Consider the following 21,942-nt stretch of genomic DNA (forward strand, 5'->3'; position numbering starts at 1 on the left):
ATTCGAGGCGCTCAAGCAAGAAGCGATAGCGCGGTTGGGGCTGCGAGGAGGTCTGGAGCCTCGAGGGCTTGTCGCTCCTGAGCGGCAAGCAGTTCTTTGCGCACGGCCTCGGCAGACAAGGCGTAGTAGATTTCCGTGGACATCACGCTCGCGTGATGCATCAGGCGCTGTGTCGTCTCGATGGGCAGCCGAAGCACGGAGGCACAGTAGAAGCCGTAGAAGTGCCGGGCACCGTGGGGATTGACGCCCGCCATGCTGGGAGACAGGGAAACACGCTCGGCTGCCCGGTTGAACGCCTTCGACATGTTCGACAGCTTTAGAGGTTGACCGTAGCTGTCGCCCTCCTTTTCGTTGACGAAGTAGTACGGATGGGTGTCGGGCAGCTTGCTGCGCACCGTCCGGATGTACTCGGCGTGCAGACGTGCGAACAGCCTGCCAGCATCTTCCCGCAGCCAGTGGACGACGGACTCGGACCGCTTCTTGTCATCGGCCATCATGCCTTTCCAGCCGGCGTGCAACGGATGCTTCTCAGCCAGCAGATTGCGCGGCGTGAGGCCGTACTTCTCCTGCAGGAAGGTGGCGCGGTTGCCGACCTTCTTCTTTCGGTCCCGGCCAATCCACTGGTAGCTCCCGTCCTGGGGGTGCCCGAGCACCACGCGCGCTGTCCCATCCGGCTGGATGCTGATGTCGGACGCAAACAGGTGCATCGGCTCAGAGATACGTACACCGCCGAAGAAGAGCAACAGCAGGTAAAGCTTGTCCCGCAACGACGGAGTCTTCAGGACGGCCTCCCATACCGTGTCCGGCGGGAAGTGCTTGTTGTCTGTGAAGGCTTTGTTCCGGTTGCCGCGCGCTGGGTCGAAAGCCCGACGCGTCACGATACCCTGAGCTTCATCTGACGCAGGTTCCAAGTGATGGAGCATGTCCCACTCTCTCCGCGAAGTACGCTTCATCTCGATAGTCTTCTGCTCCCGGAGATTGAGCTGCTCCACCAGCACGCGTTCTTTCGGATTGACAGGCGTGTGACCGAAATTGTTGGTGCACCACTCGGTAAAGTCGCTCACGGCGCGGACGTCCGCAGCAGCCGTCGCCACCTTGACCGCGTCCCATCCGAGAGATGCTCTTCCGAAACGGCGAGCCTCATAGAACTCTGCCAAAACCAGTCGCAACTGGTCCGCAGCGAGCGGGGCTCCGTTCCTCTCGAGCTGGTAGTAGTCGTAAAAGCGCCCGATGGCGGATACCGCCTTTGCGAGCGTCGAGGTCCCGCTGCCTTCTATGAGCATCTTGTTTCGTACCCACGCCAAGGCGAGGTAACTCAGTTCCCCGTCTTGCAGGAACAGGAAAGGGAGACTCATTCCAGGAACGCCCTCCTGAATGGGTATGTCGAGAATCGAGTGAACGGTGCGAATAGGCATCAAATAAGTATAAGAGTTAGGGGTGTATTTCAGAAAAGCTACCATGACCGAAAAGCAGTTGAACGGCGTCAATGGTCCTTGACGAAATGCTGTTCTTTTCTATGCCCAGGCACTGTGACACCCTTTGAACTCTCCGCTTTCCGTTGGCTTTGTCCTCAATGAGGACTGAGCCGTGATAAACCATAGAACCTTGAACCCTGGACTAATAGTTGATTAAGGTGCGGGTGGAGAACCACGGCGAAGGCGACGTGTGGACGCATACGATGATGGTGATCGATGCGCTGCTCGCGCTGCCCGAGTACCAGGCCGCGTCGCGCGCGGATCAGGAGATCGTGTTCCTCGCCGCGCTGCTGCACGACATCGCCAAGTACAGCACGACGGTCGTCGATCCCGATACCGGGGCGATCGGCCATCCCGGCCACTCGCGCAAGGGCGCAATCGATGCACGGATCGCGCTGTGGGATGCCGGCATGCCGTTTGCTGTGCGCGAGGCGATCTGCCGGATGATCGCCGTGCATCAGGTGCCGTTCTTCGCGATGAGCGGGTCGCGTCGCGGCACGCCCGAGTTCATCGCGCGCGAGCTGTCGTGGCAGGTCAGCCTGCCGCTGCTGTGCCTGCTCGCCGAGGCCGACATTCGCGGGCGCATCTGCGACGACACGCAGCGCGTGCTCGACAACATCGAACTGTTGCGCGAGCTGGCGCGGGAAGAGGGCTGTTACGGCCAGCCACGCGCGTTTGCCGATGCGCACACGGCGCTCAGCTATTTTCGCGGCGCGGACGTGCATCCCGACTATCCGCTGTACCGCACGCCGGGCTCGCGGGTCGTCGTGATGTCGGGCCTGCCCGCGGCGGGCAAGAACACGTGGGTTGCGCGGCATCATCCGGATCTGCCGGTCGTGTCGTTCGACGATGCACGCGATGCATTGGGGCTACGCCACGGCCAGAACGAGGGCGCGGTCGCGCACCATGCGGTCGACGCCGCGAAGGCGTTGTTGCGCGAACAGCAACCATTCGTGTGGAACGCGACGAACCTGTCGCCGCTGATGCGCAAGAAGACGCTCGACCTGCTGTTTGCGTACGGCGCCGACGTGACGCTCGTCTACCTCGAACAGCCACGCGCGGCGCTGCTGCGTCGCAACGCGCGGCGCGACACGTCACTGACGAATCACGCGCTCGAGGCGATGCTGCTGCGCTGGGATCTGCCGCTGCCCACCGAAGCGCACGCGGTGCGCTACGAAGTCTGATGCGACGCTGTCACCACACGAGCCGGTACGCCGCACGTCATCGCGGCGTACCGGCTCGTTTCATTTCAGCGCCGGATTCTGCTGCGTCGCGCAGGCGCGCAGCGCGGTGACGAGATCGGCCTTGCCCAGCTTGTCGAACAGGTCGGCCATCTCCATCTGCGCGACCGGGTCGCCTTCACGGGCCGCGCGCCAGCGCAGCGACGCGATCATCCCGCTCATGCCCTCGCCGGGCGTTTCGCCGTCGTAGCCCGACATCGCCTGCAAGACATCCGCGAGCTTGTTGTAGCCGGCCGGCACGTGATGAACGAGCAGCCACGCGATCGCAGGCTGCGCACCTTCCCAATCCTCGTCGTCGAGCGAACTGCTCGCCAGGCGGGCGGCCGCGCGCCATGAACCGAGCGATGCCGCCTTCGCATACGCGATGTCGGCTTCGCGGCCGCGCGGCGACGGCGCCGCGTCGAACGCGGCCTGGGCTTCGGCCGACGGCGGCGGCAACGCAAGCTTCGTGCAGCGGAACGCGCCCGCATCGGGCGCGTTGCCGGGCAGGTCGGCCCAGCGCACCTGATCCTTCAGCGCGCGATCGAGCGTGGGCCGCACGTCGCTTTCCTTCATCGACGCGAACACCCAGTCGGTCCGGACATGGCGCGCTGCGTCCCAGTCGCCTTCGGCGCAGGCGTGCTGCGCGAAGGCCAGGCAGGTGGCCACGCAGCCGATCCGGAACATCTTTCGGGCAGGGGATTTCATCGTGGATTCCGGTCTCAACTTGCCATGATGATGAAGGTGGTGAGCGCGATCGGGAACAGGGCGAGGCCAAGCAGGCCCAGCGCGCCATCGGCCGCCATCGCGATCGGCGACAACGCCAGCTTGGCGCCGTGGCCGACGGCCGTCAGCTTGTCCGTCACCGTGACATGGTAAGGACGATTGAACGCCTGCGGAACCGACGAAGGCGTGACATCGTTCGGCAGATAGCGCTTGCCGCTGATCGTGCCTTCCGACGTCAGGTAGCCATGGTCCTTCTTGAAACCGTCCGCGAGCGCACGCTCGCGGACGTCGGAGCCGGTCGGCGCATCCGGGTAGTCCAGCCTCATTGTGTAGCGACCGGTGATCGCGTCGCCGTGCGTCTCGAAATCGTTGAACGCCGTGTGGATCTTGGGACGATAGGGCGCGGTGAGCACCGTCGCGAGGCCCGGCGGCATCTCGAAGATGTAGTGATACTTCTGGCCGAGCACGACGAGTTGCTTGCCGTCCGCGGTAATCAGGAAGGTCGACAAGGTTTCGTCGTATTCCGAATCCTTCATCCACGCTTTCGTGGCGGGACCGAAATCGGCGCAGCCGGCGAGCATGCCGGACGCTGCCACGGCGGGCAGCGCGAGAAATGTTCTTCTTTTCATGAGTGCTGTTTTGGATGTTGTTCGTTTTTCAGCGGAACCGCTTGAATGTCGGACGCAGCGTTCGAGGAACGCGGCATCCTGACGGCCGGTCATGCGGTTACTTCGCCTGCGCATTGTAGGGCCAAAACCGCAAGTGCAGTATCCCCCGGGCCAAGCACCGCGCCGGCGTGCGGTAGACTGCTCGCTCGCTTGCCTGCCGCCCCTCACACGACCGTTTGCGCCCAGCCCGCCCAGACCATGGATCGAATCGATGCGATGAAGGTGTTCGTCGCCACGCTGGACGAGGGCAGCCTCGCGGGCGCGGGCCGGAAGCTCGGCCGGTCGCCGGCGGCGGTCAGCCGCGCGATTGCATTCCTTGAAGAACATACGGGCACCGCGCTGCTCTACCGCACGACCCGGACGATCCGGCTGAGCGAGGCTGGCGAACGCTATGCGGCCGCGTGCCGCCGCATCCTGTCCGATCTCGAGGAAGCCGACATGCTGGTCGCCGACGAACGCTCGGCGCCGCGCGGCCTGTTGACGGTCACCGCGCCCGTCGCCGCGGGCGAAGACGTGCTGCGTGCGCTGCTCGACGAATTCATCGAACGCCATCCGGCCGTGTCGATCCGCCTGCAGTTGCTCGACCGTCCCGTCAGCCTGATCGACGAAGGGATGGACGTCGCGCTGCGAATCGCGCACCTGACCGATTCGACACTGGTCGCGATTCCGGTCGGCGCGGTGCGCCGGGTCGTCGTGGCTTCGCCCGATTACCTGGCGCAGCATCCGGCGATCGAGACGCCGGCCGATCTCGCGCAGCACCGGATCATCTCGATGACGCATTTCGGCCTCGATTCGTGGAGCTTTCCGCCGTCCACGCCAGCGGCACTGCCACAGGTCGTCCCGTTCACGCCGCGCTTCATCATCAACACGATCCGCGGCGCGGTTGCGTCGGCCGTCGCCGGGCACGGCGTCACACGGCTCTTTTCGTATCACGTCGCCGAACCGGTACGGGACGGCACGCTGCGGATCGTGCTGCGCGACAGCGAGCACGCGCCGTTGCCGATCCATCTCGTCACGCCTTACGGACGCCTTTCGGTGCCGAAGGTGCGCGCATTCGTCGATTTCGCGGCGCCGCGCCTGCGCGAGCACTTCGCGCGGCTGGCGGCCATCACCGACGGCGATTGAACCGGGACGCGGAAGAATGGCTTTCGCGTGACGAGGATTCTCCCGGGATTCGACTCAATCTAGACTTCCTTCAACCGATGGACGCGCATGGCGTCCGTTCAGCGAATGGAGGTCAACATGCATCAAGCGCTTCCCGACCCGCGTCGCGCCCGTGCGGCCGGACTGACGCACCGCGTGGTGTCCGCTATCGGCATTGCCCGGTTCGCATGCGTGCCGCTGCCGGCGAGCTTCGCCGCGCAGGGCTTTCCCGCACCGATGACCGTGACGGCGAGGCTGCCATGAGCACGATCTCGCATGCGCCCGCCGCGGCCCGGGCCGAACGGCCCGCCGCCAGCTATGCCGAGCGCAACGCGCGCTACTGGCGGCGCAATCTCGCCGTCTGCGTGTTCGGCTCGTTCACGACGCTCGTCAGCCTGAGCATGCTGCTGCCGTTCCTGCCGCTGTACGTGCGGCAACTCGGCGTCGATGCGCAGTCGGCCGTGATCCAGTGGTCGGGCATCGCGTTCGGCGCGACGTTTCTCGGCACGGCCGTCACCGCGCCGCTGTGGGGCCGCCTCGCGGATCGCTTCGGCCGCAAGCCGATGCTCGTGCGCGCGGCGATCGGCATGGCGATCGTGATGTCGCTGATCGGCGTCGCGCACAACGTGGCCGAACTCGTCGCGCTGCGGCTGCTCGCGGGGCTGGTCGGCGGCTACGCGTCGGCGTCGACCGTGATGGTCGGCACCCAGGCGCCGCGCGAGCGCGCCGGCTGGGCGCTCGGCATCCTGTCGACCGGGGCGCTCGCGGGCAACCTCGTCGGGCCGCTCGTCGGCGGACTGCTGCCGGGCTGGCTCGGCATTCGCGGCACGTACTTCGCCGGTGGCGCGATGATCGCCGTCGCCGCGCTGCTGACGATCTTCGTCGTGAAGGAAGACTTCCACGCGGGCACCGATGCAAGAACGCGCACCACGAGCGCCGCGGCCGGCACGCCGCACCGCACGAATCGCGCGGCGGTCGCCGCGCTGCTGGTGACGGCGATGATGGTGCTGCTCGCGAACATGTCGATCGAGCCGATCATCACCGTGTATATCGGCGGCCTCGGGGTCGGTGGCAATCACCTCGCGCGCATCGCCGGCGTCGTGATGGCGTGTTCGGCGCTCGGCAGCATGCTGACCGCCGCACGCCTCGGCGCGCTGGCCGACCGGATCGGCAGCTGGAACGTGATCATCGGCTGCCTGCTGCTGACCGCGCTCGCGATGGTGCCGCAGGCGTTCGTCACGCACTGGTGGCAGCTTGGCGCGCTGCGCGTGCTGATGGGCATGACGCTCGCGGGCTTGCTGCCGTCGATCGGCAAGCTCGTGCGGCAATCGGTCGACGAGCGTGCGACCGGGCAGATGCTCGGCTACCTGCAGTCCGCGCAGTTCAGCGGACAGGTGATCGGCCCGGTGATCGGCGGGCAGATCGGCGTCGCGCTGGGGCTGCATTCGGTGTTCTTCGTGACGGGCGCGCTGCTGGCAGTCTGCGCGGGGCTCGCACATTGGGCGCGCAGCCGATAGCGGCTGGCCGGCGGATCGCGGGCTGGCGTAGGATGGGCGCAGTTGCGGAGGCGCGCGCCGGGAAGCGGCGACGACGTACGCGTTCACCGCGCATCGCGGACGCCGCAGTCGCAGACACTGCATCGCACGACGGCGCATCGTTTTCGACATCGCTTTCACGTGACCGGTTGCGCACCAAGCACGACGAACGCGCACCGATCCGAACCCGACCCACGCGTTTCGGCCCGCATCCGGCCGAAGCATTTCGATGACGGATCTTGCAGGAGGCAAGCAACATGAATCAATCGACCGACAACCGGACGCTGTTGCGCGCGCTTGGCATCCGCGCACCGATCGTCCAGGCGCCGATGGCCGGCGTCAGCACGCCGGCGCTGGCGGCCGCCGTGTCGAATGCTGGCGGGCTCGGCTCGCTCGGCGTGGGTGCGACGAACGCCGACGGCGCCCGCAAGATGATCCGCGACACGCGCGCGCTCGCCGACCGGCCGTTCAACATCAACGTGTTCTGCCACCAGCCGGCGCACGCCGACGCGGCCGTCGAACGCGCGTGGCTCGCGTGGCTCGCGCCGGCGTTCCGCGAGTACGGCGCGACGCCGCCCGCATCGCTGTCGGAGATCTATACGAGTTTCGTCGTGGACGAAGCGATGCAGGCGATGCTCGTCGAAGAGAAGCCGGCCGTCGTCAGCTTCCATTTCGGCCTGCCGTCCGAGGACGTGATCGCCGCGCTCAAGCGCGCGGGCATCACGCTGTTCGCGGCCGCGACCAATCTCGACGAGGCGCAGCAGATCGCCGCCGCCGGCATCGACGCGATCGTCGCGCAGGGGATCGAAGCGGGCGGACACCGCGGCGTGTTCGATTCGACCGCGCACGACGATCGGCTCGGCACGTTCGCGCTCACGCGCCTGATCGTGCGCGAATGCGCGCTGCCGGTGATCGCCGCCGGCGGCATCATGGACGGCGAGGGCATCGCAGCCGCGCTCGCGCTCGGCGCGCAGGCCGCCCAGCTCGGCACCGCGTTCGTCGCGTGCCCGGAGACGTCGATCGACGACGGTTATCGTCGCGCGCTGCTCGGCGACGCGGCGCGCCGCACGACGTTCACGGCCGCGATCTCAGGCCGGATCGCGCGCGGCATCGCCAACCGGCTGACCGCACTCGGCGACGACCCGCACGCGCCGGCCACGCCCGCGTATCCGATCGCGTACGACGCCGGCAAGGCGCTGCATGCGGCCGCGAAGGCGAAGGGTGAATTCGGCTACGGCGCGCAATGGGCCGGGCAGGCGGCGCCGCTCGTGCGGTCGCTGCCGGCGGCCGAGCTGTTCGCCGCACTCGAACGCGAAACGCGGGCGGCGATCGAGCGGATGCAGCACGTGCTGGATTGATCGCGCGATTCGCAGACAACGGGCCGCAGCCACATGCCGGCGATCGGCGAACGCACACCGATCGCCGCCGATTTGCAATGTTCTGTATCGGCACGAACCGTGGATACATCGCGATACAACGCACGTTCGGGCGTCCGCTATAAAGCAGGCATGACCTCTTCTGGAGTGCATCATGTCTGCAACCTGGTTCAAAGGATCCTGCCATTGCGGGGCCGTCAAATTCGAAGTCCGAACCGCCGTTACACCGGCAGCGCGCTGCAACTGCAGCCTGTGCCGCCGGCGCGGCGCGTTGATGAGCCCGATGTTCGCCACCAGCGAACTGAAGATCCTCGAAGGCGAGGGCGCGCTGACGTGCTACCGCTTCAACACGCGCACGGCCCGCCACTATTTCTGCGGCCATTGCGGCGTCTACCCGTTCCATCAGACGCGCAGGGATCCCGCCTGCTGGCGCGTCAATCTCGGCTGTCTCGACGGCATCGACCCGTATGCGCTCGACGCGACGGTCGCCGACGGCGCGAGCCTCTCGGTCGTGGAGGGCGCATGAAACGCTGGCTGATGATCCTGCTGTTCGCAGCAGGCGGGCTCGCGACCGAAATCGCGCATCCGGTGCAATGCACGCTGCTGTCCGTTAACCGCACACAGACCGGCAAGCGCCGCAGGGCGGACTGACGGCGCGCCGGCAGCGTCGCGCCACTCCGCCGGTTCATCGAGGCCGATTATCATGCTTCCGATAAGATCGCACGCGATATATAATGCGTCCATCTGCGACCGTTCGGGTCGCTGGAGGACGTTCATGAAACCGACCGAAGCCCCATCCGCCGCCGCGCCGAAGCTGTCTGAGTTCCTGTGCTTTGCGATCTACTCGGCGAACCTCGCGTTCGGCAAGGCCTACAAACCGATCCTCGAAGAGCTCGGCCTCACGTATACGCAATACATCGCGATCATTGCGCTGTGGGAGCAGGACAACCAGACGGTCGGCCAGCTCGGCGAGAAGCTGTTCCTCGAATCCAATACGCTGACGCCGATCCTGAAGAAGCTCGAGGCAATGGGCTACCTGGAGCGGCACCGCGATCCGTCGGACGAACGTCAGGTGCTCGTCAGCCTGACGAAGAGCGGCCGCCGCTTGCGCGAGAAGGGGCTCGACATGAATCTGGTCGAGGCCACCGGGTTGAAGCCGGACGAATTCGCGAAGATGCAAAAGGCGATCGTCACGCTGCGCGGCAACCTGATCCAGTCAACCGAAGAATAACCGCCCGGACAAGCGGCGGCCGGCACGTGTATCGTGCCGGCCGCGTCGTCATGCGTGCGCGTCGCCCAGCACCAGCAGGTGCATCTCGCGGCGGATGGCGAAACCAAGGGCGAGATAGCGCTCGATCGCGACCTGGTTCGACGTGAGGACGTGCAGGAAAGGCGTATCCGCGCGCGCATCGATCTCCGCAATCAACGCCCGCATCAGACGTGCCGCGAGCCCTTGCCGCCGGAACGCGGCATCCACGCACACGGCGCTGATCTCGGTATACCCGTCGATCTGCATCCGCTCGCCGGCCATCGCGGCCAGCCGGCCTTCGCTGCGGATGCCGATGTAGTGGCCGAGCTCGAACGTGCGCGGGCCGAACGGGCCGGGCTGCGCAGCCGTGGTCAGCGCGAGCATGTCCGGCCCGTCGGCTTCGGCGAGCGTGACATGTCCGGATTCGGGCGCCGGGTCGAGCGCCCCTTGCCAGACCATTTGCAGCAGGTTCGCGCGCCGGATCGCCGACAATCCCGCCGGCAGCTCGACCTCGTCCGGCGTGACCAGCGCCGCCGGCCCGTGTGCGGCAATCAGGGCGCGCAACGCGTCGAACGAGGCCGCGCTCGTGTCCTCGATCGCCGCAAACGGCGCGATGGCCGCCGGAAACCGCCATGCCCGGTCGTTGCCGAGCGCCAAGCGGCGCTGCCGGCCCGTCAGCGCATTCCACACCACTTGGTCGAGCGGGTGCGCACGGCCTGTCGCGTTTCCGGTCGTTGCATCGGACATCGGCTGCTCCTCGATTGAAGGTGTCGGTGGCACAGCATAGACCGTGATCGGCCGGGCCGGGCGCGGCGTAACGTTATCGACCGCGTCGCCGGCACGGCACGCCGCACTAGCGCTGCCAACGTTCCGGATCCAGCCAGATCGGGAACGACAGGATCACCGCCAGCCCGTTCCCGCCGATACCGGCCGTCACCTCGACCGACCCGCCGTGCGACTCGGCGATGCGCGCGACGAGCGACAGGCCGATACCGCTGCCCGGCTGCACCGTACCCGGTACGCGGTAAAAGCGTTCGAAGATCCGCGTGCGCTCGCCGACCGGCACGCCGGGCCCGTCGTCCGCGATACGCAGCTTGACCCGCGCGCCATCCGCATCGGCAGGGATGGCGCACGTGATCTCGACCCGCCCGCCGTCACGGCCGTAACGCAGCGCGTTGTCGAGCAGGTTGCGCACCGCAATCGCGATCTCGTCCAGATCGCCCCAGACGCGCACCGGGTCGACCGCGATCCGCACCGTCTGTCCGCGCGCATGCGCGGCCGCGTCGAAGTCGCTCGCGATCAGCGCAACGAGCCGCGACAGTTCCACCGGCCCATGCTGTTCGGCGCGCGAACCGGCATCCAGCCGCGCCAGTTCCAGCAGTTGCCCGGATAGCCGCGCGCTGCGCTCGACGCCTGTTGCCAGCCGACGCAGTGCTTCGTTCTTGTCCGCCAGACTGTTCGCCTGCAACGCCACTTCCGCTTGGGCCGACAACGCCGCGAGCGGCGTGCGCAACTCGTGCGCCGCATCGCCGATGAAACGGCGCTCGGTATCGACGGCCTGACTCAGCCGCGCGAGCAGGCGATTGAACGACTCGACGAGCGGCCGCAGTTCGCGCGGCAGCGTCACCAGCGGCAACGGCGAGAAATCGAACGCGGCCTTCCGCTGGATCGCCTGCTGGACCTCGCGCACCGGCCCGAACGACCAGCGAATCACCCACCAGATCACGACGCCCAGCATCCCGAGCATCACCGCCGTATTGAACAGGCCGAGTTGCAGCGCGTTGTTCGCCTTCTCCTGCCAGGTCGTGGCCGGGCCGCCTGTCTGAACGTGAATCCGGCCCGCCGGATCCGACAGCGAGTAGACCCGCCAGGTCTCGTCGTGCGCGGCGCCACGCCCGGTGCTCACCCCGTATCCGTCCCGCAGGTCGGCCTTGAGTGCCGGCCCCGGCGCATCCGCGCTGTGCATCACGTTGCGACCGTCGACCCAGACCTGGAACGCGACGTCGTATTTGCCATACGCGGTGTTCGGTACGACCGCCTGGGCGTTCGCCGCAGGCAGGCGATCGATCGCATCCGGCAACGACAGAAGCAATAGTTGCGCGGCGCTCTCGAGCATGCTGTCGCGCCAGCCGCGCTGTTCACGCCACAGGCCGATGCCGAGAAACGCCCCCCAGCTTGCCCAGAACACGACGACCGCCGCCATCACGGTCGCGAGCAGGCGCACGCGTAGCGACTTCATGCGGGGCTCTCCCCGACGCGATAGCCGAAGCCGTGCACCGTCACGATCAGTTCGTCGCCGAGCTTGCGCCGAAGTTGATGGATGTACACCGCGATCGTGTTGCTTTCGATCTCGCTGTCGTTGCCGTACACGCGCTCTTCGAGCTGCGCTCGCGTGACGACGCGGCCTTGCCGCTCCATCAGCGCGAGCAGCGTGCGGTATTCGTGAATGCTGAGCGCAACGGGTTCGCCGGCCCGCGTGACTGCCTGGCGCGCCGGATCGACGTGCACGTCGCGGTAGACCAGACGCTCCGACACGCGGCCCTGGCTGCGGCGCGTCAGCGCGCGCAGGCGCGCATAGAGCTCGTCGAGCTGGAACGGCTTCACGAGATAGTCGTCGGCACCGGCGTCGAGGCCGCGGATCCGATCGCTCAACTGATCGCGCGCGGTCACGATCAATACCGGCGTCGGGTCGTAGTTCGCGCGCATCGCAGCAAGCAGCGTGAATCCGGACGCGCCCGGCAGCTGCAGGTCGAGCAGCACCGCGTCGTAGTCATGGCCGACGAGCGCGAGCCGCGCGGCCGGCACGTCGGCCGACCAGTCCGCGCGCCAGCCGTTCTGCCGAAGGCCCGCGCAAACGGCGTCGGCCAGCATGACATCGTCTTCCACCAGCAGGATATGCATCGGTTTTGCTCCTCGAATGTCGAGGTCGCCAGCCTGACCGACCGCGATTAAAAACTTCTTAAAGCCTGGGGGCCACGATGCGTGCCATTCGCCGCATTGCCGGTGCAATGCATCTGGCGTTTTTTCGAGAGGCTCGCGATGACCGTGTCACGCCCTTCAATTTCGTTGCTGCAATGCAATGCGGCCCGAAGCACCAGCTTCGCACCGCTCCGGTGCGGGCCATTCTGGCATGGAAGGTCGCGCACGTTGTGCGCGTTGTGCGCCCGCCGCGCGGGAGCCGTGCGATGAACCAGCTCGCCACGCTCGTCCCGTTCGGCCTCGCACTCAGCCTGGCCAGCGCCAACGGCATCGCCTGCCTCGTCGGCCTGTCGCTGATCGAACGGCTGATCCCCGTGCTGCCGTCCCACATGCTCCTGACGATGATCGGCGTCGCCAGCGCGCAAGGCGCATGGACCCTGCCGGAAGCGATCGTCGTCACGGCGCTCGGCAGCTTCGCGGGCTGCCTGTTGCATTACGCGCTCGGCAACCTGTGGCCGGAAGACAGCGTGCTGACGCTGCTGCGCCGCGTCGCGCCGCTGGGCAGGCTGCAGCCCGCAAGAATGGACGCGCTGATCGACGGAATCCGCACGCGGCCCACGCGGCTCGCACTCTGGTCGCAACTGGTGCCGTTCGTCCGGCTCGTCGCCCCGGCGCTCGCCGGCTTGCTGGAAACGAGCTTCGCGCGATTCGCGTCGGGCGCCGCAGCCGGCATCGCGCTATGGAACACGCTGTTCATCACGGCGGGCTACCTGGCCGCGCAAGCGGCCGCCTAGCCGGACATGTCGTTGCCCGATCGAACCCGCCTGGAGCCTGTCGATGCGAATCCCTGAATGGATGCTGTTCCTGCGTACCTGGTTGCGCAATCCGCGCCGGGTCGGTGCGCTCGCGCCGTCCGGCCCGGCGCTCGCCGCGCTGATCACCGCCGATATCCCGCGCGACGGCGCCACCGTAATCGAACTCGGTGCGGGCACCGGCGTGTTCACGCGCGCGCTGCTCGCACGTGGTGTCGCGAGCGACAGGCTGGTGCTGGTGGAAGCCGATCCCGCTTTCGCGAACGCGCTGCGACAGCAGTTTCCAGCGTTGCGGATCATGCAGATGGATGCCGCGCAACTCGGCATGACGGGCGACTTTTTCGGCGGGGCGCGCGCGGATGCGATCGTGAGCGGGTTGCCGCTCGTCGCGATGCCGGTCGAACAGGCCGTGGCGATCGTTCACTGCGCGTTCGCGCGTCACCTGGCCGCCGATGGCGCGTTCTACCAGTTCACGTATGTGCCGCGCTGCCCGATCCCGGCGCGCTACCTGGAGGCCATGCGCATTCGCGCCGTCAGGATCGGCGTCGCGTGGATGAACTTTCCGCCCGCCATCGTGTATCGCTTCGAACGCCGGATCGACAAGATCCGGCATCCGTGGCCAGGTGCTCGGCCGCAGCTGGATGCGGTTGCGCAAGCAACCACTTTGCACGGCCTCGACATCGCCCAATTTCCCCATGCGCCATCACTCGACTCGAGCGGCGCCGGGCCATCGACGGAGGGACCTCCATCATCGTGAACGCGCTCGGGCAGGGGGGCTGTTCGGCCTGCCACCGCTGCGGTCGCTTCTTCCACACTGGCTGGTTGCTGGAGTCGGCAACCACATCGGCGCCGCGCGCCATCGAATCCCGAGCCGACGCACGCGCGGGGCGCAGGTCGACCTGCAACGCTGTTTCTTGCGGAAGACCGACGAGGCGCGCGTCGTGCTCGCGCGCCCCGTTTCTCGCGCGTCGTACCGAGCTGCCCGGATGGGCTCGACGATTCCGCCACGCCATGCTCAATGGCCGAAGTAGATCGAGCGCTCGACCGTGCGAACCGCGCTGCGACTGCCGGACTGCGTCGCATCGCCAGCGTCGCTGCCGTAACCGGACGCCTGCGACTCGACCGCGACTGCCTCGTTGTCGTGGACCCGGCGCAGCGCGGCCTGGAGATTGTCCGGATAGTTCGGGTCGTTGGGCCGGTTCGGCAGGTAGCCGGCCTTCTGCAGCGCGGCCAGTTCCGCACGCACCTGCGCGCGCGTCACGGTGCTTTCGCCCGCAAACGCCGGTGCGGCAACAGCAGCCGACACGGCAACGAGAAGGGCGGCGATCAGTGGGGTCTTCATCATTCACCTCGACAAGAAAAGGGGGATTCAGCGGTTGCGCAACGTGCGCGGTTTCGTTCAATGACCGAAGTAGATCGAGCGCTCGGCGATCCGCGTTGCGGGCCGGCTGCCCGACTGCGTCGCGGCGACGGCATCGCTGCCATAGCTGGACGTCGCTGCATCGGCCACTGCGGTGTCGTTCGTATGAATGCGCGTCAGGGCGGCCTGCAGGTCGTCCGGATAGTGCGGATCGTTCGCACGACCCGGCCGATAGCCGGCCTGTTCGAGCTGGACGAGCTCGGCACGCACCTGCGCGCGGGATACGACGGCTACGTCGGCGAACGCCGGTGCGGCAGCGGATGCGGAAACGGCCACGAAAAGGGCGGCGATCAGTCGGGTATTCATCATTCACCTCGAAAAGAAAGAAAGGAAATCGGGCATTCGGCAGGCGGCGCTCGGCCGCCCGATGCATCGTTCAAGCGATACGGATGTCGACGTCGATGTTGCCGCGCGTCGCCTTCGAATACGGGCAGGTCTGGTGCGCGGCATCGACGATGTGCTGCGCGACGTCGCGATCGAGCCCCGGCACGCTCACGTTCAGCCGGGCCTGCAGGAAGTACGCGTTGCCGGCGGTGCCGAGATCCACTTCCGCGTCGACCGCGAGATCGGCCGGCAGCGTCACCTTCGCGGCACGCGCCGCAAGCTGCATCGCGCCGATGAAGCAGGCCGACCAGCCGGCCGCGAACAGTTGCTCCGGATTGGTGCCGGTGCCGGCGCTGCCCGGCGACGACAACTGGATGTCGAGGCGGCCGTCGGAACTGCGCGCCGCGCCGTCGCGGCCGCCCGAAGTCGTATGCGTCTTGCCCGTGTACAGCACTGTTTCGATCTTGCTCATCATTTGCTCCGTCAGTTGGCTGGTTTGTTTCATATGCGATTAGATCGCATGCGATGGAGTTTCACCGAGACGACCATTCACGTCAAGCGCATTCGATTAAGTCGCATGCGATATTTTGTATTTCAATGTATCTGGAACGTGTAGCGCGTTGATGAGCAAGGCTTTCCGGTGATCTATCCCTGATAATCGGGGAACCGTGAACGATGCCGGAACGGAAGCGGGAAGCGGGTAGTCGCCGACCTGACTTTCCATAAAGCGAACAGGTTCCTTGTCATTATTTCGCTTTCTACAACGCAACGTCTCTTCTAACCTAGCCGCACCCGATTGCAAGCGGCCCACCACGGCCGGCACTTGCACGGACCACAAGCACAATCGAAACGGAGACATTACGTGTCGCGCGTCAGCCCTCTTGCAACGGCCACGGATTCCCGGCCGACCGGAACCCTCGCGAACCTCAAATCCATCTTCAGCGGATCGGTAGGCAACCTCATCGAGTATTACGACTGGTACGTGTATTCCGCGTTTTCGCTGTACTTCGCGAAGGCGTTCTTTCCCAACGGCAACCTGACCGTGCAGTTGCTGAACACCGCGGCCATCTTTGCCGTCGGCTTCATCATGCGGCCGATCGGCGGCTGGCTCGTCGGCCTGTACGCGGATCGCCACGGGCGCAAGGCCGCGCTGCTCGTCTCGGTGCTGGCGATGTGCGTCGGCTCGCTGATCATCGGCCTGACCCCCGGCTACGACACGATCGGCATTGCCGCGCCCGTGCTCCTGGTGTTCGCGCGACTGCTGCAAGGGCTGAGCCTCGGCGGCGAATACGCGAGCTCGGCGACGTACCTGAGCGAGATGGCCGACAAATCCCGTCGCGGCTTCTATTCGAGCTTCCTGTTCGCGACCCTGTCGCTCGGCCAGTTGCTCGCGATGGGCGTGCTGGTCGTGCTGCAGCAGTTTTTCCTGACCACCGCGCAGCTCGAAAGCTGGGGCTGGCGCATCCCGTTCCTGCTCGGATCGCTGCTGGCCTGCAGCGCGATCTTCCTGCGCAGCAACATGCAGGAAACGGCATCGTTCGAGCAGCACCGTCGCAGCAAGCGCCGCCACGCGTCGATCGCCGACCTGTTTCACCACAAGCGCGAATGCCTGATCGTGGCCGGCCTGACGCTCGGCGGCACGGTCGCGTTTTATGCGTATACGACGTACATGCAGAAATTCCTCGTCAACAGCGCGGGGATGAGCAAGGCCGACGCCTCGATGGTCTCCGTGATCAGCCTGCTGGCATTCGTCGCAATGCAGCCGATCTTCGGCAGCCTGTCCGATCGCGTCGGCCGTCGCCCGCTGCTGATCGCGTTCGGCGTGCTCGGCACGCTCTGCACCGTGCCGATCTTCCAGGCGCTGCGCGGGGTGCAGACAACCGGCGGAGCGCTGGCGCTGATCGTCGTCGCGCTGCTGATCGTCAGCCTGTATTCATCGGTCAGCGCGGTGGCCAAGGCCGAACTGTTTCCGGTCGGCGTGCGCGCACTGGGCGTCGGGTTGCCGTATGCGATCACGGTGTCGCTGTTCGGCGGAACGGCCGAATACGTCGCGCTGTGGATGAAGAGCATCGGGCACGAAGCATGGTTCTTCTACTACGTGTCCGCATGCGTGTGCGTGTCGCTGCTGTGCTACCTGTGGATGCCCGATCCCAGGCAGGTCTCGCGCATCGACGAAGCGTGACGACGGCACGCATCGTCGGAACCGCCCGCGCCTGACGCCGGGCGGCAAGCCACGGTTCAGCGGAAATCCGCATACTGCCGCACCAGCGACAGCATCGACGGAATCAGCCCGCGCACGTCGCCGCGGCGCCACTGGAACGCATATTGAAGCGGCGCCAGCGGCGGCTCGCTCGTCAGCGGCACGAGATTGCCGCCCGGCCGCGCACGCGCCCAGTCGACGGGCAGGAAGCCGATGCCGACGCCTTCGCCCAGCATGCCGGCCACCGCACTCCAGTTGTTGCACGCGATCCTGCGCGCGTGATTGATGCCGCACGCGAGCAGCCAGTCGTCGAGAATGCGCGTCACGCCCGAACCGGACGGCAGCAGCACCAGCGCATGACGGGCGAGCAGTGCCGGCGTCAGTACGCGTTCGCGGCCGACCAGCACCTCGGCCGCCATCCACGCGAACCGCGCTTCCGCCACCGGCTGCGACAGCACGCTGCCGCGCGACGAGCGGCCGGCGATCACCGCGAAATCCAGTTCACCGGCGTCGACTTTCTCCTCCAGTGCCGCACCCACGTCGACATACGGCTCCAGCGCCAGCTTCGGGTGCAGCTTCTGGACCGCCGCCACGAAGCGCGGCAGCCACGTCAGCGCCGACAGTTCGCCGACGCCGAAGCGCAGCCGGCCGCTCAGCCCTTCGTCCCTGGCAACCGATTCCTGCAGCGCGGCAACGGACTCGAGCACCCGCACCACGGCCGGCAGCAGCGCCTCGCCGTCGTCGGTCAGCACGGCCCGATGGCCGCTCCGGTCGAACAGCGTGCGCTCGACGACCTGCTCCAGTTCGTTGATGCGCTTGGACAGCGACGACACCGACAGATGAAGCCGTTGCGCCGCGGTCGAGAAGTTTGCGCAGGTCGCCGCCCAGTAGAACGCGTCGAGCTGCTTGAGAGTCGGAGTGGCCATTGTCTTTCGCTTTTATCGAACAAATTCATTGGAAGATTATCGCTTTTTAAGCACGGCGCACGTACCTAAAATTCCAGCATCGATTCAAGAACAGGCCGCAGACATGACTCCTTCCGCCTCATCCGCTCCCGGAACAAGCCGCCCCCAGACCGCTACGCCCACGCCGCACCTGCCGCGCGTGCTGCGAAAGATGCTGTGCCTTCACGATTTCGAAGCCGCGGCGCGCCGCGCACTGCCGCGCCCGATCTTCGGCTACGTCAGCGGCGCGGCGGAAGACAACCGCACGCGCGACGACAACCGTGCCGTGTTCGACGAGTACGGGTTTGCCACGCGCGTGCTGCGCAACGTTTCGCAGCGGCAGCAGGGTGTCGAGCTGTTCGGACGACGCTACGCGTCGCCGTTCGGCATCGCGCCGATGGGGATCCATGCGCTGTCGGCCTATCGCGGCGACATCCTGCTGGCGCGGGCCGCGCAGCGCGCGGGCATCGCGTCGGTCATGAGCGGCTCGTCGCTCATTCCGCTGGAGGAGGTCGCCGCTGCCGCGCCAGGCACGTGGTTCCAGGCCTACCTGCCAGGCGATGCAAGCCGCATCAGCGCGCTGCTCGAACGCGTGGCGCGCGCCGGCTACCGGACGCTCGTGATCACGGTCGACATCCCCGTGTCCGCCAATCGCGAAAACAACGTGCGTACCGGCTTCACCACACCGCTGCGCCCCGGACCGCGCCTGTTCTGGGACGGCATCGTGCGCCCGCGCTGGCTCGCGGGCACCTTCGCCCGGACGCTGCTCGCGCACGGCATGCCGCATTTCGAGAATTCCTTTGCCACCCGCGGCGCGCCGATCCTGTCGTCCACGGTGCAGCGGGATTTCTCGGCCCGCGATCATCTCGACTGGGGGCACCTGAAGCGGATCCGGCAGGAATGGAAGGGTGAACTGGTGATCAAGGGCATCCTCAGTGTCGACGATGCCGTCATCGCGCGCGACGCGGGTGCCGACGGCATCATCCTGTCGAACCACGGCGGCCGCCAGCTTGACGGCGCGGTCTCGCCGATGCGGATCCTGCCCGACGTGGTTCGGGCACTGGGCGCGGACTATCCGGTGATGATCGACAGCGGTTTTCGTCGCGGCTCGGACGTGCTGAAAGCGGTCGCGCTGGGCGCGCGCATGGTGTTCGTCGGGCGGCCGTTCAACTACGCGGCGGCCGTGGCCGGCGAAGCCGGCGTCATGCACGCGATCGGCCTGCTACGCGACGAAGTGGACCGGAACATGGCGATGCTGGGCGTCGAGCAGTGCAGCAGCTTGACGCCCGGCGTGCTGATCCGCAAGGGCGGCGCGCCGGCGTCGCCGACGGCCGTGTAGCGCGGGAGCGGCCGGTTGCCGCCCCGCGGCGCGGCAACCGCATCACGCCGGATCGATTTCGGCGATCACGACGAGAGCCACAGCCGCATCGGCCGGCAACTGACGCTGGGAGAACGCCGAGCGCGCATGGCCCGCCTTGCCGCCCAGCACGGCGGCGAACAGGTCCGACGCGCCGTCGATCACGGCCGGCTGCCCGAAAAAACCGTCGGCCGAACTCACGTGCCCCTCGACGCGCACGATCTTGCGCAGGCGTTCGAACCCGCCCAGGTGCCGGCGGATCTGTGCGAGCACGTTCAGCGCCGCGAGCCGGGCGGCATGCTTGCCTTCGTCGACGCTCAACCGCTCGCCGACGCGGCCGGTACACGCGACCTTGCCGTCGACGAGCGGCAGTTGTCCGGAAACGAACAACAGGTTGCCGGCTTCGCTGACGGCCGTATAACTGCCGAGCGGGTTCGGCGGTTCGGGTAACGCGAGACCGAGGTCGGCCAGCTTCTGTTCGACGGTCATGTCGTGCTCCTTGCGGGAAAAGGGTTCAGGCAATCGGTGCTGCCTGTGAATCACAGTAGTCATGCGGCCGAAGCCGGTAAATGTCGGCGGCGCAATTGATTCACGACGTGGTGTAACGAATCACGCCATGCGCGTGTGCTGGTTTCCCGCGCGGGATTCATGCACACTCGGCGTCATCGCGCGCCACGCGCCGGAGACGGCAGGAATCGCCCCATGCAACGACAATTCGACGATCTGCTGCTCGGCAGCATCGAGCTGTTCTGTCTCGCCGCCGAACTCGGCAGCTTCACGCTGGCGGCCAACGCGGCGAGCGTCACGCCGGCCGCGGTCAGCCGGTCGGTCGCGCGGCTCGAGGAGCGTCTCGGCGTGCGGCTGTTCGTGCGTACGACACGCCAGATCCGCCTGACCGATTCCGGCCGCCGCTATTTCGAGCAATGCCGCGACGCGCTGTCGCAACTCGTCGACGCGGAACGCGAGGCGACCGGCCAGCAGGCCACGCCCGCCGGCTTGCTGCGGATCAGCATGCCGACGCCGTACGGACACTATCGCGTGCTGCCGCTGCTGCCGGCGTTTCGCGAGCGGTACCCGGACGTGCGCGTCGAAACCCACCTGAGCAACCGCAACATCGACTTCGCCGAGGAAGGCTACGATCTCGCGATCCGCGGCAGCGCGCCCGCCGATTCGAACCTGGTCGCACGCAAGCTGGAGGATGCCGAACTCGTGGTCGTCGCGACGCCCGGCTACCTGAAGCGCGCAGGCATGCCGACCGCCATCGACGACCTGCATGCGCACGAATGCATCCAGTTCGAGCTGCCGAGCAGCGGGCGGCCGATTCCGTGGCTGTTCAACGATGGATCGGAGGGAATCGATGTCGCCACGACCGGCAGCTACAGTACGTCGGGGGACTACATTGCCGGTGTGACGCTCGCGCGCAGCGGTGCGGGCTTGTTCCAGACCTATCGCTTCATCGTCGAGCAGGATCTGCGCGCCGGCACGCTTGTGGAAGTGCTGCCCGGCCTAGGCGGCCGGTCGCGGCCGTTCATGCTGCTGTATCCGCATGCGCGCTTTCTGTCGTCGCGCGTGCGTGTATTCGTCGATTTTCTCGTCGAGCATCTGGCGCACGCGCCCGCCAGGCCGGTGGCCGCGACACGCGCCAAACGGGCCGGCGCATCGCGATAGGCGCGCCGGCTCGCGGTTTCAACGCTGCGCGTCAATGCCCGGCGCTCTGGCCGCCGTCGACATGCAGGATCTCGCCCGTGACGAACGGTGCCGAGTCCAGGTACAGGATCGCGTCGACGATGTCGCTCATCTCGCCCATGCGGCCGACCGGATGCAGCGACGCGAGCGTCGCATGGGATTCGGGCGCATGCATCGGCGACTTGATGATGCCGGGCGACACCGCATTCACGCGAATGCCGGCCTTCGCATACTCGATCGCGAGCGACTTCGTCGCCGCATTCAATCCACCTTTTGTCAGCGACGCGAGCACCGACGGCACGTTGCTGTTCGCGTGATCGATCAGGCTCGTCGTGATGCTGACCACGTGGCCGCTGCCGTGCTTCTGCATCGCGGCGATCGCATGCTGCGTGACGTGGAAGAAACCGCTCAGGTTGACGCTCGTGATCTGCGCATAGTCTGCCGCGGTGTATTGCGTGAACGGCTTCGCGATGAACACGCCGGCGTTGTTGACGAGCGTGTCGACGCGGCCGAAACGTTCGATGGCGGCGTCGACCACGCGCCGTGCGACGGCCGGATCGCCGATGTCGCCCGCGACGGTGACGAGATCGGGATCGTTCGACGGCCCGATCGAACGTGACGTTGCGACGACGCGATGGCCGCGGGCCCGGAATGCGTTGACCGTTTCCGCGCCGATGCCTTGCGATGCGCCGGTGACGATGATGACTTTGGATGCGCTCATGATATGCCTCGATAGGTGAATGGTTCTCGGCTTCGGTGCCGACCGGATCGTTGAATCCGATGGGCCAACTGTAGGCGCGCCGGTCACGATCTCGAACACCCACCGTGGAGCAACAGTCTTGCGTCGGGGGAACAAATGGGGAGGAGGGAGGCTGCCGTCGCGCGGCA

The 21,942-nt window shown here is 66.7% G+C and carries 24 protein-coding genes and 1 pseudogene; 13 read left to right on the forward strand and 12 right to left on the reverse strand.

The annotated features are described in order from the left end of the window. Positions 1–11: 11 nt before the first annotated feature. A complete protein-coding gene (locus tag BDO18943_RS01875) occupies positions 12–1,487 on the reverse strand; it encodes a site-specific integrase (RefSeq protein WP_186248538.1) in 1,476 nt (491 codons plus the stop codon). Positions 1,488–1,624: 137 nt separating this feature from the next. Between BDO18943_RS01875 and BDO18943_RS01880 the strand changes: the two genes are divergently transcribed. After that, positions 1,625–2,659, forward strand: coding sequence for an AAA family ATPase (locus BDO18943_RS01880; RefSeq protein WP_374101791.1), 1,035 nt, complete (start codon positions 1,625–1,627; stop codon positions 2,657–2,659). Positions 2,660–2,719: 60 nt separating this feature from the next. Here BDO18943_RS01880 and BDO18943_RS01885 read toward each other — a convergent pair whose 3' ends face one another. Together BDO18943_RS01885 and BDO18943_RS01890 are read right to left on the reverse strand one after the other, a co-directional pair. After that, positions 2,720–3,403, reverse strand: a complete 684-nt coding sequence (locus BDO18943_RS01885; RefSeq protein ID WP_175020996.1) for a hypothetical protein — start codon at positions 3,401–3,403, stop codon at positions 2,720–2,722. Between the two features lie 14 nt (positions 3,404–3,417). Next, complete coding sequence (locus BDO18943_RS01890; RefSeq protein ID WP_235995753.1) at positions 3,418–4,143, reverse strand: 5-formyltetrahydrofolate cyclo-ligase; 726 nt, start codon at positions 4,141–4,143, stop codon at positions 3,418–3,420. A gap of 144 nt (positions 4,144–4,287) precedes the next feature. On the opposite strand from BDO18943_RS01890, the gene BDO18943_RS01895 reads away from it, so the two are divergent. From BDO18943_RS01895 to BDO18943_RS01920, 7 genes are all read left to right on the forward strand, one after another. Then, positions 4,288–5,214, forward strand: coding sequence for a LysR family transcriptional regulator (locus tag BDO18943_RS01895; protein ID WP_175020997.1), 927 nt, complete (start codon positions 4,288–4,290; stop codon positions 5,212–5,214). 117 nt (positions 5,215–5,331) lie between these two features. Further along, complete coding sequence (locus BDO18943_RS01900) at positions 5,332–5,496, forward strand: hypothetical protein (RefSeq protein WP_175020998.1); 165 nt, start codon at positions 5,332–5,334, stop codon at positions 5,494–5,496. Then, positions 5,493–6,749 carry an MFS transporter gene (locus BDO18943_RS01905; RefSeq protein WP_175020999.1) on the forward strand — a complete coding sequence of 419 codons (1,257 nt, stop codon included), beginning with the start codon at positions 5,493–5,495 and terminating at the stop codon, positions 6,747–6,749. The genes BDO18943_RS01900 and BDO18943_RS01905 overlap by 4 nt, the downstream gene beginning before the upstream one ends. A 275-nt stretch (positions 6,750–7,024) precedes the next feature. Further along, positions 7,025–8,125, forward strand: a complete 1,101-nt coding sequence (locus BDO18943_RS01910; RefSeq protein ID WP_175021000.1) for an NAD(P)H-dependent flavin oxidoreductase — start codon at positions 7,025–7,027, stop codon at positions 8,123–8,125. A 172-nt stretch (positions 8,126–8,297) separates the two neighbouring features. Further along, a complete protein-coding gene (locus BDO18943_RS01915) occupies positions 8,298–8,669 on the forward strand; it encodes a GFA family protein (protein WP_175021001.1) in 372 nt (123 codons plus the stop codon). Continuing rightward, on the forward strand, positions 8,666–8,794 hold the full coding sequence (locus BDO18943_RS42930) for a hypothetical protein (protein ID WP_260865350.1): 129 nt from the start codon (positions 8,666–8,668) through the stop codon (positions 8,792–8,794). The genes BDO18943_RS01915 and BDO18943_RS42930 overlap by 4 nt, the downstream gene beginning before the upstream one ends. 124 nt (positions 8,795–8,918) lie before the next feature. Beyond that, positions 8,919–9,374, forward strand: coding sequence for a MarR family winged helix-turn-helix transcriptional regulator (locus tag BDO18943_RS01920; RefSeq protein WP_043182920.1), 456 nt, complete (start codon positions 8,919–8,921; stop codon positions 9,372–9,374). Positions 9,375–9,422: 48 nt separating this feature from the next. Here the strand turns inward: BDO18943_RS01920 and BDO18943_RS01925 are convergent, their stop codons facing one another. The 3 genes from BDO18943_RS01925 to BDO18943_RS01935 all read right to left on the reverse strand — a co-directional run bounded on the left by BDO18943_RS01925 (position 9,423) and on the right by BDO18943_RS01935 (position 12,293). Continuing rightward, complete coding sequence (locus BDO18943_RS01925; protein WP_175021002.1) at positions 9,423–10,139, reverse strand: GNAT family N-acetyltransferase; 717 nt, start codon at positions 10,137–10,139, stop codon at positions 9,423–9,425. A 106-nt stretch (positions 10,140–10,245) separates the two neighbouring features. After that, positions 10,246–11,631 (reverse strand): ATP-binding protein, encoded by a 1,386-nt coding sequence (locus BDO18943_RS01930; RefSeq protein ID WP_175021003.1) that lies wholly within the window; start codon positions 11,629–11,631, stop codon positions 10,246–10,248. Continuing rightward, entirely contained in the window at positions 11,628–12,293 is a 666-nt protein-coding gene (locus BDO18943_RS01935) for a response regulator transcription factor (protein WP_175021004.1), read from the reverse strand. Before BDO18943_RS01935 ends, BDO18943_RS01930 begins: the two co-directional genes overlap by 4 nt. Positions 12,294–12,577: 284 nt before the next feature. Here BDO18943_RS01935 and BDO18943_RS01940 point away from each other — a divergent pair, with 284 nt between their 5' ends. Both BDO18943_RS01940 and BDO18943_RS01945 read left to right on the forward strand, forming a co-directional pair. Further along, positions 12,578–13,105, forward strand: coding sequence for a DedA family protein (locus tag BDO18943_RS01940; protein WP_175021005.1), 528 nt, complete (start codon positions 12,578–12,580; stop codon positions 13,103–13,105). A 43-nt stretch (positions 13,106–13,148) separates the two neighbouring features. After that, positions 13,149–13,757, forward strand: a pseudogene (locus tag BDO18943_RS01945) (class I SAM-dependent methyltransferase); the annotation flags it as partial. Between the two features lie 381 nt (positions 13,758–14,138). Here BDO18943_RS01945 and BDO18943_RS01950 read toward each other — a convergent pair. The 3 genes from BDO18943_RS01950 to BDO18943_RS01960 form a co-directional block, all read right to left on the reverse strand. Next, the gene (locus BDO18943_RS01950) at positions 14,139–14,468 is read right to left on the reverse strand and encodes a DUF4148 domain-containing protein (protein ID WP_175021007.1); all 330 of its coding nucleotides are present in this window, start codon (positions 14,466–14,468) and stop codon (positions 14,139–14,141) included. Between the two features lie 54 nt (positions 14,469–14,522). Beyond that, complete coding sequence (locus BDO18943_RS01955) at positions 14,523–14,852, reverse strand: DUF4148 domain-containing protein (protein ID WP_175021008.1); 330 nt, start codon at positions 14,850–14,852, stop codon at positions 14,523–14,525. Between the two features lie 67 nt (positions 14,853–14,919). Further along, positions 14,920–15,339 carry an organic hydroperoxide resistance protein gene (locus BDO18943_RS01960; protein WP_175021009.1) on the reverse strand — a complete coding sequence of 140 codons (420 nt, stop codon included), beginning with the start codon at positions 15,337–15,339 and terminating at the stop codon, positions 14,920–14,922. Between the two features lie 390 nt (positions 15,340–15,729). On the opposite strand from BDO18943_RS01960, the gene BDO18943_RS01965 reads away from it, so the two are divergent. Next, the gene (locus tag BDO18943_RS01965) at positions 15,730–17,049 is read left to right on the forward strand and encodes an MFS transporter (protein WP_175021010.1); all 1,320 of its coding nucleotides are present in this window, start codon (positions 15,730–15,732) and stop codon (positions 17,047–17,049) included. Positions 17,050–17,105: 56 nt separating this feature from the next. Here BDO18943_RS01965 and BDO18943_RS01970 read toward each other — a convergent pair whose 3' ends face one another. After that, positions 17,106–17,993 (reverse strand): LysR family transcriptional regulator, encoded by an 888-nt coding sequence (locus tag BDO18943_RS01970; RefSeq protein ID WP_175021011.1) that lies wholly within the window; start codon positions 17,991–17,993, stop codon positions 17,106–17,108. A 103-nt stretch (positions 17,994–18,096) separates the two neighbouring features. Here BDO18943_RS01970 and BDO18943_RS01975 point away from each other — a divergent pair, with 103 nt between their 5' ends. Further along, positions 18,097–19,350: an alpha-hydroxy acid oxidase gene (locus tag BDO18943_RS01975; protein ID WP_374101827.1), complete on the forward strand. Its 1,254-nt coding sequence runs from the start codon at positions 18,097–18,099 to the stop codon at positions 19,348–19,350. Positions 19,351–19,392: 42 nt separating this feature from the next. Here BDO18943_RS01975 and BDO18943_RS01980 read toward each other — a convergent pair whose 3' ends face one another. Beyond that, complete coding sequence (locus tag BDO18943_RS01980) at positions 19,393–19,857, reverse strand: RidA family protein (protein WP_175021012.1); 465 nt, start codon at positions 19,855–19,857, stop codon at positions 19,393–19,395. A 213-nt stretch (positions 19,858–20,070) separates the two neighbouring features. Here BDO18943_RS01980 and BDO18943_RS01985 point away from each other — a divergent pair, with 213 nt between their 5' ends. Beyond that, positions 20,071–21,036: a LysR family transcriptional regulator gene (locus BDO18943_RS01985; RefSeq protein WP_089450523.1), complete on the forward strand. Its 966-nt coding sequence runs from the start codon at positions 20,071–20,073 to the stop codon at positions 21,034–21,036. A 31-nt stretch (positions 21,037–21,067) separates the two neighbouring features. Here the strand turns inward: BDO18943_RS01985 and BDO18943_RS01990 are convergent, their stop codons facing one another. Continuing rightward, positions 21,068–21,775: an SDR family NAD(P)-dependent oxidoreductase gene (locus tag BDO18943_RS01990; RefSeq protein ID WP_175021013.1), complete on the reverse strand. Its 708-nt coding sequence runs from the start codon at positions 21,773–21,775 to the stop codon at positions 21,068–21,070. Positions 21,776–21,942: the final 167 nt, after the last annotated feature.

This window comes from Burkholderia aenigmatica (assembly GCF_902499175.1).
Classification (GTDB): Bacteria; Pseudomonadota; Gammaproteobacteria; order Burkholderiales; family Burkholderiaceae; genus Burkholderia; species Burkholderia aenigmatica.